This window comes from Coleofasciculus sp. (genome assembly GCF_046539235.1).
Lineage (GTDB): Bacteria > Cyanobacteriota > Cyanobacteriia > Cyanobacteriales > Coleofasciculaceae > Coleofasciculus.
This window is the reverse complement of sequence record NZ_JBKHHI010000147.1, coordinates 1-14,160: the sequence shown is the minus strand read 5'-3', so window position 1 is coordinate 14,160 and position 14,160 is coordinate 1. Positions and strand designations below refer to the sequence as shown.

Annotated in this window: 13 protein-coding genes and 1 pseudogene; 7 read left to right on the top strand and 7 right to left on the bottom strand. The window is 47.3% G+C overall.

The features are described from left to right. Window positions 1–67 precede the first annotated feature (67 nt). Entirely contained in the window at window positions 68–742 is a 675-nt protein-coding gene (locus ACLFWI_RS14835) for a response regulator transcription factor (RefSeq protein WP_446413562.1), read from the bottom strand. 139 nt (window positions 743–881) lie between these two features. Here ACLFWI_RS14835 and ACLFWI_RS14830 point away from each other — a divergent pair, with 139 nt between their 5' ends. From ACLFWI_RS14830 to ACLFWI_RS14820, 3 genes are all read left to right on the top strand, one after another. Further along, entirely contained in the window at window positions 882–1,418 is a 537-nt protein-coding gene (locus ACLFWI_RS14830) for a CPBP family glutamic-type intramembrane protease (protein ID WP_446413561.1), read from the top strand. 385 nt (window positions 1,419–1,803) lie between these two features. After that, window positions 1,804–2,601, top strand: a complete 798-nt coding sequence (locus ACLFWI_RS14825) for an HAD family hydrolase (protein WP_446413560.1) — start codon at window positions 1,804–1,806, stop codon at window positions 2,599–2,601. Between the two features lie 135 nt (window positions 2,602–2,736). Next, window positions 2,737–3,411 carry a type I restriction endonuclease subunit R gene (locus ACLFWI_RS14820; RefSeq protein ID WP_446413559.1) on the top strand — a complete coding sequence of 225 codons (675 nt, stop codon included), beginning with the start codon at window positions 2,737–2,739 and terminating at the stop codon, window positions 3,409–3,411. A 55-nt stretch (window positions 3,412–3,466) separates the two neighbouring features. Here the strand turns inward: ACLFWI_RS14820 and mreD are convergent, their stop codons facing one another. From mreD to ACLFWI_RS14805, 3 genes are all read right to left on the bottom strand, one after another. Further along, a complete protein-coding gene (mreD, locus tag ACLFWI_RS14815) occupies window positions 3,467–4,072 on the bottom strand; it encodes a rod shape-determining protein MreD (RefSeq protein WP_446413558.1) in 606 nt (201 codons plus the stop codon). An 89-nt stretch (window positions 4,073–4,161) separates the two neighbouring features. Further along, a complete protein-coding gene (gene mreC / locus ACLFWI_RS14810) occupies window positions 4,162–4,914 on the bottom strand; it encodes a rod shape-determining protein MreC (protein WP_446413557.1) in 753 nt (250 codons plus the stop codon). Between the two features lie 114 nt (window positions 4,915–5,028). Then, the gene (locus ACLFWI_RS14805; protein ID WP_446413563.1) at window positions 5,029–6,039 is read right to left on the bottom strand and encodes a rod shape-determining protein; all 1,011 of its coding nucleotides are present in this window, start codon (window positions 6,037–6,039) and stop codon (window positions 5,029–5,031) included. A 346-nt stretch (window positions 6,040–6,385) separates the two neighbouring features. Here ACLFWI_RS14805 and ACLFWI_RS14800 point away from each other — a divergent pair, with 346 nt between their 5' ends. After that, complete coding sequence (locus ACLFWI_RS14800; RefSeq protein WP_446413556.1) at window positions 6,386–6,748, top strand: single-stranded DNA-binding protein; 363 nt, start codon at window positions 6,386–6,388, stop codon at window positions 6,746–6,748. A gap of 3 nt (window positions 6,749–6,751) precedes the next feature. Here ACLFWI_RS14800 and ACLFWI_RS14795 read toward each other — a convergent pair whose 3' ends face one another. Continuing rightward, complete coding sequence (locus ACLFWI_RS14795) at window positions 6,752–7,492, bottom strand: SIMPL domain-containing protein (RefSeq protein ID WP_446413555.1); 741 nt, start codon at window positions 7,490–7,492, stop codon at window positions 6,752–6,754. Between the two features lie 207 nt (window positions 7,493–7,699). Here ACLFWI_RS14795 and ACLFWI_RS14790 point away from each other — a divergent pair, with 207 nt between their 5' ends. The 3 genes from ACLFWI_RS14790 (at window position 7,700) to murI (ending at window position 12,341) form a co-directional block, all read left to right on the top strand. After that, window positions 7,700–9,163, top strand: a complete 1,464-nt coding sequence (locus tag ACLFWI_RS14790; protein ID WP_446413554.1) for a cation:proton antiporter — start codon at window positions 7,700–7,702, stop codon at window positions 9,161–9,163. A gap of 335 nt (window positions 9,164–9,498) precedes the next feature. Then, the gene (locus ACLFWI_RS14785; protein WP_446413553.1) at window positions 9,499–11,382 is read left to right on the top strand and encodes an N-acetylmuramoyl-L-alanine amidase; all 1,884 of its coding nucleotides are present in this window, start codon (window positions 9,499–9,501) and stop codon (window positions 11,380–11,382) included. Window positions 11,383–11,477: 95 nt separating this feature from the next. Then, entirely contained in the window at window positions 11,478–12,341 is an 864-nt protein-coding gene (gene murI, locus ACLFWI_RS14780) for a glutamate racemase (protein WP_446413552.1), read from the top strand. Between the two features lie 420 nt (window positions 12,342–12,761). Here the strand turns inward: murI and ACLFWI_RS14775 are convergent, their stop codons facing one another. Further along, the gene (locus ACLFWI_RS14775; protein ID WP_446413551.1) at window positions 12,762–13,658 is read right to left on the bottom strand and encodes a WYL domain-containing protein; all 897 of its coding nucleotides are present in this window, start codon (window positions 13,656–13,658) and stop codon (window positions 12,762–12,764) included. After that, window positions 13,649–14,160: pseudogene (locus tag ACLFWI_RS14770) on the bottom strand (RAMP superfamily protein); the annotation flags it as partial. The pseudogene ACLFWI_RS14770 and the gene ACLFWI_RS14775, both read right to left, overlap by 10 nt.

Sequence of the window (14,160 nt, the reverse complement as noted above, 5' to 3'; positions counted from 1 at the left end):
GGGATCACTTACTTCATCTTTCGCGATTAACAATATAATGGGAACCATTACCCCTTGGCTTTTAAGATTACTCACGCAACACATAACCAACCCCCCGCACCGTTTGCACCAAGCGCTTTTCGCCATTGGCTTCCAGTTTCAGGCGTAAATAGCGCACGTAGACCTCGATAATATTGGAATCCCCCATAAAATCATACCCCCAGACTCGTTCCAGGATTTGGTCACGGGTGAGGACTTGGCGAGGATGGGAGAGGAGATAATCGAGTAAATCAAATTCCTTCGCCGTCAGTTCAATTAAGCGATCGCCCCGATAGACTTCACGGGTAGAATGGTTTAAGCTTAAGTCAGCAAATTGTATGGTCTCTGGGTCTTCCTCCTGATTCCGTCGCAGATGCGCCCTGACTCTGGCTAACAACTCCTCCAAACTAAACGGTTTCACCACATAGTCATCCGCACCAGCATCCAATCCCGCCACGCGATCGCTCACTTCATCCTTAGCCGTTAATAATATAATTGGCATCTTATCCCCTGTACTCCGCAGGCGGCGACAAATCTCTAATCCCGATACTCCCGGTAGCATCCAGTCGAGAATCAGCAAATCCGGCTGAGATTCCCGCGCTGTCGCTAAACCCGCGAACCCATCCAGCGCCACGCTAACTTGATATCCTTCATATTGCAGTTCCAGTTCGATAAACTTAGCGAGTTTTGCTTCATCTTCCACAACTAAGATATGGTGCGTCATTGCTTGGAGATTCCGAAAATACAGAAGTTTTAACCTATCTCGCTCCAATTCCTCACCCGTCTAGACGGATGGATAGCGAGTTTTTCTTTTTATGTGGTATATTGACCTGTCCCAACTTATCCTAAAATTTACCATATAGATGAATTTTCTGGAAAGAATTTACGATAAAGTCCTCTTTGCTCTCCTAACTATACCTACTCTCAAAAATTGGATATTTAGCTTATTCCTGTTGTTTATAATTGCATTAATTTGCTTGCCCCTAGGATTTCAGTCGGGACTTTTAGAGTTTGAAATTTTGCACTTATCGTTTATCGGTATGATCAAGATTTTAGTTAGTCGCTTCTTTTTTCCCTGTTTTGCCGAAGAGCTGCTATTTCGCGTCCTCCTACTTCCCAGCCCAACCCCTAATACTCCAGTCAATATCCAATTAACTATGGCTTTTATCAGCATAGTTCTTTATGTCATCGGTCATCCTATATTTGCCGCTTTATTTTACCAAAAAGCTTTCGGAGTTTTCACGAATCCAGGTTTTCTGTTGTCAACGCTAGTTCTGGGAATCACGTTGACGATTTCCTACTGGTACTCTCGCTCAATCTGGCCTCCTATTGTAATTCATTGGATTGTTGTTGTCGTTTGGCTACTTATATTCGATGGATATTCAAAATTAGATTTATAGTCATTTGATTTAAATCCAGTTCAACACTTGAGTCAGCAAACTATTTCGGATTAGCGCCTTGGTAGGCTTCATACACCATACCAAAGCCACTGGTATCGCTGAGGAGACGCATCACCTAGTAGCGCTCTTGGAGTAACAACAATGAGCCACAATTGCGACAAATTCGATTGATTGTTGAGGTTCCCTGGATCACTGGGTTCAGAACACCGGGGATTGATACAGTAGCTCATATCTCGCTACAGCCATGTAACGAAGGGTCTTTCTCTGATCTTAGGATGCGGGTAAGGATGCTGGAGTATATTCCTCTAGGAACGATTAAAACTCCTATCGAAACTGCTAAAATGTAAAAAAATGTTTCAAAAACAGCTTAACTGAGTAAAGTTTTATGAGTGGTGTTGCTGCCTACGACTGTCAATCACCCCGGTGCGATCGCTCTGACAGAAATAGCCCATCTGTAGCGCCACTGACGGTTTTCTGCGACTTCGACGGACCGATTGTCGATGTCTCTAAGCGCTATTACACCACCTACAAGCTAGCGCTGGCTGATACTCAATCTGCCTATCAAGCCCAAGGAATCACATTACCGATTCAACAGCTTGAGAAACAGCAGTTTTGGCAGATGAAGCAAGACCGGGTCGCGGATGAAGAAATTGCCTTGCGATCGGGTTTACAGGGGGAACCCATCAAATTTTTCTTAGCACGAGTGCTAGAAATTGTCAATCAGCCCTTGCTGTTGCATCTTGATAAACTACAACCTGGGGTGCATTGGGCGTTAGCTACGCTGCACTCCCATGGTATTCGATTAATACTGGTGACCTTACGCTGTCAGAAACAAGCTGAGCAAATTTTGAGAAATTATGGCTTGACCCGTCTGTTTAGCGGTATTTATGGAACCTACGATCATCAAGCCGCCTATCGAAATAATGCCCAAGTCAAACAGCAACTTTTAGCCCAAGCCCTCACCGAACAAGATTTTTTCTCTCTTAATCCGCAATCCGCTTGGATGATTGGCGATACTGAAGCCGATCTCCTCGCCGCCCAAGCTGTTTCCATTCCCACCGTTGCGCTGACTTGTGGGATTCGTTCCTACCGTTATCTCCAGCAATTCCAGCCTAATCATACTTGCTATGATTTACTGACGGCGGCTGATTATCTTTTGGAAATGATTAAGCCTGAAAAATAAGTCTATGTCATTTATCATTCGTCATCTGATAGCAAAATTATAGATATAGCAGTAGACACATCGATTAGGACAAGCGAACTGTTGTTCCAAACGTTCCGGCGGAACGTCTCTACCAAATGATGTGTCCTAACCGCTATGGCGGTTGCTATATGTCAACTCTTGTTTGTCGCCATTATGGTTCAAACCATTGCTATCTCTGAGAAAACAACCCTAAAGTATTTACGGGATAACTTTAACCTTGAACGTGCTACCGAATCTAGTTTTTTCCCAGAGTGGCAGGGTGAGCTACCCGCCTTGAGCGATACAGAAATTCAGGCATTGACCCGCATCCGCAATCGCTACTTTCATCAGCTTGACGAAGGGATGATGCTAGAAAATGGCGTCAAAATGATGATTGTATCTCCCCTACTAGAACTTGCAGGCTTTTATGATCCACCTTTTCGAGCGCGTTTTGAGCCTCCTGTAAATGTTGCGGTTGATACGGGTGAGGAAGTCCTAAACGGTCGTATTGATGCCTTAATTGTGCAAAATCAGATATGGGTTTGGGTCTTAGAAGCAAAGCGCACTACATTTTCCTTATCCCTGGGTATTCCACAGGCACTAACTTATATGCTAGCTAATCCTGAACGGACTTCCCCTACCTACGGCTTACTTTGCAGTGGAGAGAGTTTCATAGTCCTAAAGCTACAATCACAACCAACTGCTGTTTATGGGTTATCTAACCATTTCAACATCTTAAATGATGGCGATTTAGGGAGAGTCCTTCAAATTTTGAGAAAGATAGGTCAAGCCGCGCTTCCCTCAACTTAAACAGATTTATTTTTATAGGCTTGGTCGATTCCCTATTCCCCATTCCCTCGAAAGCTCAAGACTGTTCAAGTAAGTGCATCTGTTCCCACCAGCGACTGAGAGGATAATAAACCACAGGTGCCCACAAACTACTGAGAATCGCCGAGGATAGGGCAATGCGCTGGTGATCCGTCCAAATTTCTGCTAGAGTGCGATCGCCCAGAAAACTGTACTGAATCGCCGTCACCGTCTCAGCGACAACCGCCATACCAAATACAATTAATGCAACTGAAATAAAATCTTCCTGAATATATCGCTGTTTCTGCATTCGAGCTGTTAAAATTCCCACTAACACTAGACTCAGGACATGAGTTGGTTCAGGGGCAGTTATCCCATCTTGAATCAAACCCAGTGTTAACCCTGCCATCGCCCCCTGAAAAGCGGTGCGTTTGATACTCCAAGCCACCACCCAAATTAACAACCAATTCGGGGCAATTCCTAGCAATTCCATGCCCGGTAACCGAGTGGGTAAAGCCATCACACATACAAGGACAGAACCCGCCGTTACCGTCCAATTGATCAGTTGACGAACTTGGGGAGAAAACTGGGAAAGGTTGAAAATGTTATTCAAAGGTTTCTTCTGTGCTATCCTCAATGAGTTTTGCCTTTTTTTGACCTCCATTTCACCGCCCAAGTATCACATCTAGGTTTTTTTGATTAACGTAACTTGCTGCTCAAGGAAGCAAGTATGACGATTCCCACCGTTTAACTCTAATTATCCCCACCTCTTGATTGGGGATAAACAATCACCCACTCTAATGCATCTAGAGGCGCTGTCAACTCAATCACAGCTTCAGGGGCTGGACTTTTATCCAAGTTGACTGACTCCACCCGTCCTAACGGTAATCCAGCCGGAAACAGTTTGCTCACGGGTGATGTGGAAACTGCATCACCCCGACGTACATCGGGTACTTTGTCAAAAAACTGAAACACAGCCCGATTTGATCCTTGTCCTCGAATAAAACCCATGCTACGGCTACGGCTAATCACCGCCCCGACTCGGCTAGTAGCGTCACTGATTAGCAGTACGCGACTTGTATTCGGGGTCACATTGACAATCTGACCCACTAAACCGCCAGGTGCCATCACAATTGAATGCACCTTAATCCCATCTCGACTCCCTCGACCCAAAGTTACATGTTGCCACCAGTGACCCGCACTACGCCCGATAATGGGGGCAAGAATTCCTTGCTGTTCTTGGGTTTGAGAATACTCCAGCAGCTCTTTGAGTTTTTGGTTTTGGCTCTCAAGTTCAATCAGACGCTGTTGTAGTTCCAGAACTTTGGCATTTGTCAGACGCTCTTGTTGTGTCGGTTCTGATTGTAAGGGACGGGTCAATAACTGATAAGCCTCAAAGAGAGCTGCACCCTGACTTTGGCGAACGAACCAAGCAAGGCTTAGAGTTAGTCCCCCCAGCACAACAGCGACTCCATGTTTGTCCCACCAACGACGCAATATATACATAACTTGTCCAGTATTCGTTCAGCTTCCGGCTGATGCGCCAGAGTTGCAATAGTGCAGTTGACTTCTCATGCAGCTTGTGAACCAACCAAGGTAGCTCTCTAAGAGATGATCAGCTTAGATATGGCGAGAAGAGCGCCCACTAAACACCCGTTCTAGTTGTTTGAAGTTCTCTAGAACACGACCTGTGCCTAAAACCACACAGCTTAGGGGATCAGCCGCTACATGAGTCACGATACCTGTTTCGTGACTAATCAACGTATCTAACCCTTTTAGTAAGGCACCACCACCAGCTAACATGATGCCTCGATCAATGATATCGGCAGCGAGTTCAGGTGGTGTCCGCTCTAAAGTCCGTTTTACCGCATCAACGATGACTGAAAGCGGTTCGGACATACTTTCGCGAATTTCGGGTCCCTTGATACTCACAGTTCGCGGTAAACCAGACAGCAAGTGTAAGCCGCGTACTTCCATGGAGAAATCATCGTCCTCATGAGTCGGGTAGGCTGAACCAATCTGAATTTTAATTTCTTCAGCCGTTCGCTCCCCAATCACCAGGTTATGCACTTTTTTCATATACTGGGTGATCGATTCACTCAGTTCATCACCAGCGACCCGTACCGATTCGCTCAAAACGGTACCTTGTAAACTGAGTACCGCGACTTCTGTTGTCCCACCACCGATATCAATAATCATATTACCGGTTGGCTCTGCCACTGGCAGCCCCGCACCGATGGCAGCAGCAACAGGTTCATCGATCAAGTACACATCTCTGGCACCGGCTTGAGATGCAGCTTCCATAACTGCCCGCCGTTCCACACCGGTTACACCACTGGGAATCCCAATCACAATCCGAGGTTGAACTAAAGTACGCCCTTCGTGAACTCGCCGGATAAAATGCTTGAGCATGAGTTCGGCGGTATCGAAGTCAGCAATCACACCATCGCGTAAAGGACGCAAGGCGACCACGTTACCTGGAGTTCTGCCCAACATTTTTTTGGCGTCCTCTCCCACCGCTAGTGGCACTTTTTCATCTTGGTCCATGGCGACGACAGAAGGCTCCTGGAGTACGATACCTTTGCCAGATACATATACTAAAGTATTAGCTGTACCTAAATCGATACCCATGTCCCGGGATAGGGAAAAGCGACTGAAAATACCCACTTGTTTATAAGCCCCCAAGGTCGAATGTTTCTATGTATAACAAACAATGTATCTGAACTGTAACCGAGGTGGATTCTATTACGTTTTTTTGGCTGAGTCTAGTGAAGTTGATAAAGTCATCGCTATTAATCTTTGAAAATTAAGCTGAAAGTATCATTCAGACGACAAAATTGCTGATCCGGAGAAAGTCAAGGTCACCAGCGAGCGTGAATCACGGCAATTGGCTTGCCTCCAGTAGGGCTTGAGGGATTGTGGAGGACTGTATAAATTCGCTAAACTGTTTGGCAATAAGTACAAGGGTACTAAAACAATGAGTCTCAATGTAGTTAATTTAGTTGGTCGGGTGGGCGCAGACCCCGATGTCCGGTATTTCGAGTCGGGCAGTGTTTTGTGTAAGTTAACACTGGCGGTGGATCGTCGTAGCCGCAACAGTGATAAGCCTGACTGGTTCAATCTAGAGATTTGGGGGAAGACAGCAGAAGTGGCGGCAAACTACGTGCGCAAGGGAAGTTTGATTGGGATTCAAGGGGCGCTGAAGATTGATCCGTTAACGACGCGGGATGGTCACAATTACCACAAGCCCATTATCAGGGTGGATCGCATGGATTTATTAGGCTCTAAACGAGATAATGATCCCAGCACCGTTGATCGCTACGGCGAGACAGAGTTCTAAAGGTTAGTAGCTAATTTGCAGGGTTACGGATGCCTGTACCTCTTGCTCACCACCAATAATTGGTGTCGGAGCATCTTGGGCAAAGGACTCCGCCCTGTTCATCAGTGGCATGGGTGGAGACGGTGGTGTGGCACCATTAATTTGAATGTTAACCACATCTTGACGGGTGAGGTTCAATGCATTTAACACCGCATCGGCTTGTTGTTGGGCATCTTGGGTGGCTTCTCGTAGCGCTTGTTTTTGAGCCGTGGCGATCGCACTTTCTGGGGCGGTAAAGCTAATGGAATCGATGCGGGTTGCACCAGCAGCAACGGCATCGTCCAGAAGCTTTCCCGCCTGTTCTGTGGGAATGCGGAAACTGACCTTGTTACTGGCAGAATACCCGATCAGGCGTCGCTGATTGTCCTCGTAGCTATAGACAGGGTTGAGTTGAATGCTGGTGGTTTGGAGTTGTTGGACATTACCTGATCGCAGTAACTCCACTACCGCCGCCGACTGACGTGCCACCTCTTGTTGCACCTCTTGCGCTGTTTTTCCTTGTACCTCAACCCCTAACTGCACTCGGGTCAAGGTGGTGGGAATTCGTTCTATCCCTTGTCCGGTAACCGTTAGGGTTCGTAGCATTCGCTCCTGCGCGATCGCGGGATTTATGCATCCGAGCATGACTAAACCCAAAACCCCAGCCATCACCTGTAACTTTTTTTGACTCAGGGAATGGGAGCTAGATAAACCTAGAGACATCATCGCATTGATTCTCCAAATATAGATTAAGCTTTCACTTTGACACCATAGAGCATTATCATTTCTGGGGTTACAGTTTTTGTAACCCTTTGGTTTGATCCGGAGCATTCAAAGAGATAACTTTCTCTCCCCCAGCTCCCAGACGTGCCATGGCACGTCTCTACATCCTCTGCCTGTTCCCCGTTCCCTGTTCCCTGTAGAATGGAATCCATGCTTTTTTCTCAACCTATAGCGGATGCAATTACCTGGGCGAGTTCCCTAACTCCCCCCGCTGGCTTTCCCTGGCTATCTGCCCACCACTCTCTGATCGCCGCAGCCAGTGAAGCCACCACCAGCGAAGCCGAAAATAGTTCATTAATCTTCGCTGGCGTATTGCTGAGTTTAGTCGTCATTTACTTCGCTAGCAAATTAGGTGGCGAACTTTGTGCGCGGATTAACTTGCCACCTGTACTGGGGGAACTCGTCGGTGGGGTAGTTGTGGGAGTCTCAGCGCTGCATCTGTTGGTCTTTCCCGAAGCGGGAGCAGATGCGGCTAGCTCAATGATTGTCAGCTTCCTGGAGCGCACAGGGGGCTTAAATCCAATGGCGGCTGAGTCGGTGTTTGACACTCAGAGTGAGGTGATCTCGGTTTTAGCCGAACTGGGTGTGGTGATTCTTCTATTTGAAATTGGACTGGAATCGGATTTGCAAGAACTGATCCGAGTCGGTCCACAAGCGGCTGTTGTGGCAATTGTTGGGGTGATTGCCCCCTTTGCCGCCGGAACCGTTGGGTTAACCTATTTGTTCGATGTTCCAGCCGTCCCAGCAATTTTTGCCGGGGCGGCGCTAACCGCTACCAGTATTGGGATTACCGCCAAAGTCTTAGCCGAAATCGGCAGTCTCAGTTCTAAAGAAGGTCAAATTATCATTGGTGCCGCGGTTTTAGATGACGTTTTAGGCATCATCGTGCTAGCCGTGGTAGCGAGTTTAGCCAAAACCGGGGAAATCGCGATCGCGAATGTTATTTATCTAATCATCAGTGCGGGTGTCTTTTTAGTTGGTGCGATTTTAGTGGGACGTTTTCTTGGTCCCTACTTTGTCGCATTGGTGGATGAAATGAAGACAAGGGGTCAGGTATTACTCACCGCCCTGATTTTTGCCGCGATTCTGTCTTATATTGCCGCAGCGATTCAACTTGAAGCTATTTTAGGCGCATTTGCCGCGGGCTTAATTTTGGCAGAAACGGATAAACGGGGCGAATTAGAGGAACAGGTGTTACCTGTGGCGGATGTCCTCACCCCAATTTTCTTTGTGGTGGTTGGTGCCAAAACCGATTTAAGTGTCCTTAATCCAGCGGTTCCCAGCAATCGGGAAGGGTTGATTTTGGCAGTGTTCCTGATCGTGGTGGCGATTATCGGTAAGGTAGTCACAGGCTTTACCGTCTTTGGTCAACCGGGTATTAATCGTTTGGCAATTGGTGTGGGGATGATTCCCCGAGGCGAAGTGGGACTGGTTTTTGCTGGCGTCGGTTCAGCTAGTGGGGCGCTTTCCTCGGCAACTGAGGCAGCGATTATCATGATGGTGATTATAACTACCTTTGTGGCTCCTCCCTTATTACGATTAGTCTTAAAAGAACCCGAAACTGTCCCTGGCTCAGAGCCAGTGGAAACCCTGTCAGATTCTCAACCAGAATGATGGCAGATTTTTTGAACAGAGAACAGTAGAGCATTGTGATCCTAATGTTGGATTAGAAAAAACCCATGTATACTATTTTTTTTGAAACTTAAATTCGTTACTCTACGTCCCTGAAAGCGGACTGTATATAACAGCTAATCAACTCAACTACTTTGGGTGAGTCACATTGGCTTAAGCCAGGGTGGAAACCAAAGCGAGCAGTTGGACTTCGGGATATAGGGTGAACCCGCTCAACCTGACTGAGTTCGGTTTGGAACTCAACAACTGCCTTTTGTGAAAAGCCACCCAGCCAAATGCTGTATGCAGCACCGAGCTTTAAGTTAGGAGCAATAATTGTGAGATTTCGCTGGCTACTGCTACTCTCCAGCTTTTTGAGTGTTTTTCTCTATACATCCACAGCCGAAGCGCGTCAACTGCTGTTTTGGCGGTTTGACCGCGCTCAAAACCAGTTGGTTTTTACCACCGATGAGGGAGTTCAGCCGAGGGCGCAACTAATTGCGAATCCGACTCGGCTAGTCATTGATTTACCCGGAACTCGACTGGGACGCCCGACGGTGAATCAACAAGTGGGCGGTGCGATTCAAGAAATCCGAGTCGGACAATTTGAAAACCAAACCACTCGGATTGTGGTGGAATTAGCCCCAGGTTATACCCTAGACCCCCAACAGGTACAATTTAGAGGACTATCGCCGACGCAGTGGACGGTTAATATCCCTGATCCACAACGGATATCAAGTTTACCCAGTCCGCCTCCCCCAGTCCGAACAGTTAACCCTGAGCGAAGTCGAAGGGTCCCCGATCGCCAATCTCCTCAACGGAGTTCACCCCCAACGGTGACGGTGGAAACATCGGCGACACAAGTGGATAGTTTCCAGGTGACTCGGAATGGATTTTTTATCCATACCGATGGTGGAAAACCGGATCAGATCAAGGTGAATCGAAGTCGCGATCGCCGCCAGATTGAGATTGAGGTAGAGGGGTTAAACCTCTCCCGCCGTCTGGTTGAGCAAACGTTGGACGTGAATCGCTACGGCGTTAGCCAAATCCAATTCCAAAAGCTGAAAGATTCACCCCCCTTGACTCGAATCACCTTAAATGTGAACCGAGATAGTCCCGATTGGCAGGCATTATACAGCGATGTCGGCGGGCTGGTGATTATCCCCAGAGGCACCTCAGCATCCAGTTTAGAGAGTCGTTCTAATGCTTCGGGTAATGTCTTAGTCTCTTATCCTTCGCGATCGCAAACCTCGAATCGACAAGTTAGCATTAATCAACAAGCAACAATTCAGTCGGTTGAACTGGGAAACAATCAGACTCAACTATTGATTCAAGCCGATCGCAATATCCAAGCCACCAGTCGTTGGGACGCGACTGAGAGGGCGTACCGGATTACGATCCCTAATGCCCAATTAGCCGATCAAGTTAAAGGACCTCAACTGACTGCCAATAGTCCTCTATCACGGGTATTGCTGCGCCAGCAAGACTCTAACACCGTGGTGATTTTGGTGCAGCCGAGTCCCGGAACTCAGATTGGTAGCCTCAATCAAATTAGCGATCGCTTATTGGCGCTACCGATACAAACCCAACGATCCACATTACCGCCCCGTGAATCGATTCCAGTACCGCCGCCAAGTCCATCCCCCGCACCCCCAACTTCATTTCCCACGGTTCCCAATAGTCGAATTGTGGTGATGGTTGATCCGGGACATGGCGGTAAAGATCCCGGCGCTGTGGGTATTGGCGGATTACGGGAAAAGGATGTTATTTTACCCATTGCCCAAGAAGTGGCAGCATTATTAGAAAAGCAGGGTGTGCAAGCCGTATTAACCCGCAATAGTGATTATTTCGTGGATTTAGCGCCCCGTGTCACCATGGCAGAGCGAGTCAATGCTAATCTATTTGTCAGCATTCATGCCAATGCCATCAGTCTCAGCCGCCCGGATGTGAATGGATTGGAAACCTATTATTTCTCCAGTGGGCAACGACTTGCCCAGACGATTCACAATAACATTTTACAGACGGTTCCCATACAGGATCGGGGGGTGCGACGCGCCCGGTTTTATGTACTCAGAAAAACCTCAATGCCAGCAGTGTTGGTGGAAGTGGGGTTTGTCACTGGTCGAGATGATTCGGTAAAACTCAATGATCCAAATCACCGTAGCCAAACGGCACAGGCGATCGCTCGTGGTATCCTTCAGTACATTCAGCAGAATTTTTAACACGAGTGTTATCGGGGTTCTCAATAGTCCCCTTTACCAAGTGGGAAAATTCTTTGACAAATGACGAATGACGAATGACGAATGACGAATGACGAATGACAAATGACCCGATTTTGACCTCAAGGGAAGAAGCACAACACCGTCGTATTGGTGTATTCGACAGTGGTGTTGGCGGACTTACCGTTCTCAGGGAACTCTACCGCCAACTTCCCCATGAATCGATTCTTTACTTTGCCGATACCGCCCGACTTCCCTATGGAACCCGTTCAGCCAGGGAAATCGTCCAGTTTGGTCACGAGATTCTCACTTGGATGGTTGAGCAAGATGTAAAAATGGTGGTTCTGGCTTGTAACACCAGTGACGCCTTAGCCCTAGACAGCTTACGGCGCGATTTTCAACTGCCGATTCTGGGATTGATTCTGCCCGGATCTCGCGCCGCTGTCCAAGTAGGGCGTCGGATTGGCGTGATTGCTACACCCGCGACTGCGGCGAGTAATGCCTATCGACGCGCTTTATTGGAAGTGGAACCCACGGTTCAGGTTTGGCAAGTCAGTTGTCCAGAGTTTGTCCCTTTAGTGGAGCAAAATCGGTTATATGAACCCTATACCTCGGAAGTGGCGTCCCAGTATTTGACGCCATTACTCCAGCAGCGAATTGATACGTTGATTTATGGGTGTACTCATTATCCCTTGTTGGCGCCAGTATTGCGACAAATTTTACCTGCATCTGTACAATTAATTGATCCGGCTGAACATCTGGTGGCGGCGGCGGCGCAAGAACTTGATTTAATGGGATTAAAAAATAGTTCACCACCGCTACCGACGCGATTTTGTGTCAGTGGTTGTCCGCAGCAGTTTGCGAAGTTATCGGTACAGTGGTTGGGGTGTACTCCAGTTGTGGAAAAAACCTATTTACCAGACGTATCGCCTGTATCTATGTCTGTTGAAGCGGTGGATTAAGCTGTCATGCATTTAAATTGGGTATTAGTAGCGAGCAAGATGCAAAGCCTGCGGCATGGCTTCGCTAAACGCACTACAAGGCTTTCGCCGTTATTGATATTAAGGTTTAAATGCCGAACAGCTTAGAATTGTAGGGGCGCACCGATGTGCGCCCGGTTTAACGTCAAATCTATTCCACCATTTTAGCTGGGTCAAAAGAAGGTATAAGTTCATTGTAGGGGCGGGTTTAGCCGTTTAATTGAATTATCTAGGAATAAGTTCCCAACAAAACCCGCCCTTGATCAACAAAGAAGGTTACTTCTCGACAATCTGCAACGAAAAAGATTCTATCATTAACCGTTAATCCAGGGCGGGTTTTGTTGATAGGTTATCGGTAAATGACCAAATTAAATCCCTAAACCCGCCCCTACAAGTGAATGATTATTTACAGAGCTTTGCGCTGTAACGGTTAGCGGCGGCTTGAATAGCGTTTCGGTGTTTTTCCACTAATTCGGGGGGTGAGATAAATTGGCTGCATCCAATATGACGGTAAACCCAACGGCAGAATTCCGGGAGTGAACGACGGGGCAGTTTGATACTATAGTCGATGTACTCTTGTCCATCTTGGTATTTTTTGGATGTAATTTTTTGGTTGTTATGGCGACATTCGCCTTCTCGGATAAATTGAGTGCATGGGGGGAAGAATCGCACGGTGATCCGTTCAAATGATTCCTGGTTTTTTCGCTCGTTGTATTGTTCCTCTGGGGTTCCCAGATTTATTCCCCATCCGGTTTTAAAGAGTTTCTGGGCGAGTTTGAGACTCTCGAATTGGGCGTTTTGTCCTCGTCCTGGGGAATGAAGGATTTTACAGTAATTTTTTAACCGATCAAGTCGTTCGACTTCTAGGTGCTGGATTTCGTCGGGTTGGTATAAATTCGGATTGCTGGCGGTTTCGTAAAGTAAATACCAAGCAATGTCATGATAGAACAATTGTAGGGGGTAAATCTGTAAGTATCCGATGTTGTTGTGGTACGGTTCTCGGAGGCGATAAAGTTCGATTAATTGACCTGTGGCGATCGCGTCCTCAATCCTGTCTAAGCAGTGAAACAAGGTGTGGCGAGTTGTGCCTTTTTCCGCCATGACTTCGGGGTCAGTTTGGATAATCGGGCGATTCATATAGGCGCGGACAGGATAGGATATATCGGTGTTTCCGTCTAGTTCTAATCCTCGTAGTCGTTTTTCTAGGGTGTAGTAGATCTTGCGGATTTGGGGATCACCTTGATACATGGCTTGGGAGTGGAGGGCGTTGAAGGCGACTTTGAGTTCGTCTATGACCAAATCATATCTCCTTCCACGTTATAGGTGGGCTGTTCATACTCATTTCGACCAAACGTCCCTAACTGTAACTCCCCCGTTTGAAACCCTAATTTTAAGAGTCCCACGCTTCCCTTTCCTTCCACGCCACCAAACAATTGTTCCACCAATGCTTCCGCTGTTTTGGCATTGGTTAAGCCCCCAAATAGGCGTAACGCATGACCCCGTAAACTGGCGCGAAAGATATTCGGACGAAATTCTCCCGTACCATCAATTAACTTAGCGGCTTGTCCTTGTCCCTTAACCCGAACCTGATATAAAATTGAACGTGAATCCGTCTCAACCTGCCCATATCCGGCACTGACTCGGGTTCCTAAACCCGTCGCGATCGCGTCGTGCCAAATCTGCCAAATTTCTTGCCATTGTTGGGTCGATAAAGGTTTACTACTAGATATACCAAATCGTAAGGTCGGTTGCACCAGCGAGACTAACGCATAAGCACTTTCTCCGCTTAATTGATTCTTCC

Bases quoted from the DNA above. Each gene is read 5' to 3' on its own strand.
- ACLFWI_RS14835 (WP_446413562.1), bottom strand. From the start codon at position 742: ATGACGCACCATATCTTAGTTGTGGAAGATGAAGCAAAACTCGCTAAG.
- ACLFWI_RS14830 (WP_446413561.1), top strand. From the start codon at position 882: ATGAATTTTCTGGAAAGAATTTACGATAAAGTCCTCTTTGCTCTCCTA.
- ACLFWI_RS14825 (WP_446413560.1), top strand. From the start codon at position 1,804: ATGAGTGGTGTTGCTGCCTACGACTGTCAATCACCCCGGTGCGATCGC.
- ACLFWI_RS14820 (WP_446413559.1), top strand. From the start codon at position 2,737: ATGGCGGTTGCTATATGTCAACTCTTGTTTGTCGCCATTATGGTTCAA.
- mreD (WP_446413558.1), bottom strand. From the start codon at position 4,072: ATGGAGGTCAAAAAAAGGCAAAACTCATTGAGGATAGCACAGAAGAAA.
- mreC (WP_446413557.1), bottom strand. From the start codon at position 4,914: ATGTATATATTGCGTCGTTGGTGGGACAAACATGGAGTCGCTGTTGTG.
- ACLFWI_RS14805 (WP_446413563.1), bottom strand. From the start codon at position 6,039: ATGGGTATCGATTTAGGTACAGCTAATACTTTAGTATATGTATCTGGC.
- ACLFWI_RS14800 (WP_446413556.1), top strand. From the start codon at position 6,386: ATGAGTCTCAATGTAGTTAATTTAGTTGGTCGGGTGGGCGCAGACCCC.
- ACLFWI_RS14795 (WP_446413555.1), bottom strand. From the start codon at position 7,492: ATGATGTCTCTAGGTTTATCTAGCTCCCATTCCCTGAGTCAAAAAAAG.
- ACLFWI_RS14790 (WP_446413554.1), top strand. From the start codon at position 7,700: ATGCTTTTTTCTCAACCTATAGCGGATGCAATTACCTGGGCGAGTTCC.
- murI (WP_446413552.1), top strand. From the start codon at position 11,478: ATGACAAATGACCCGATTTTGACCTCAAGGGAAGAAGCACAACACCGT.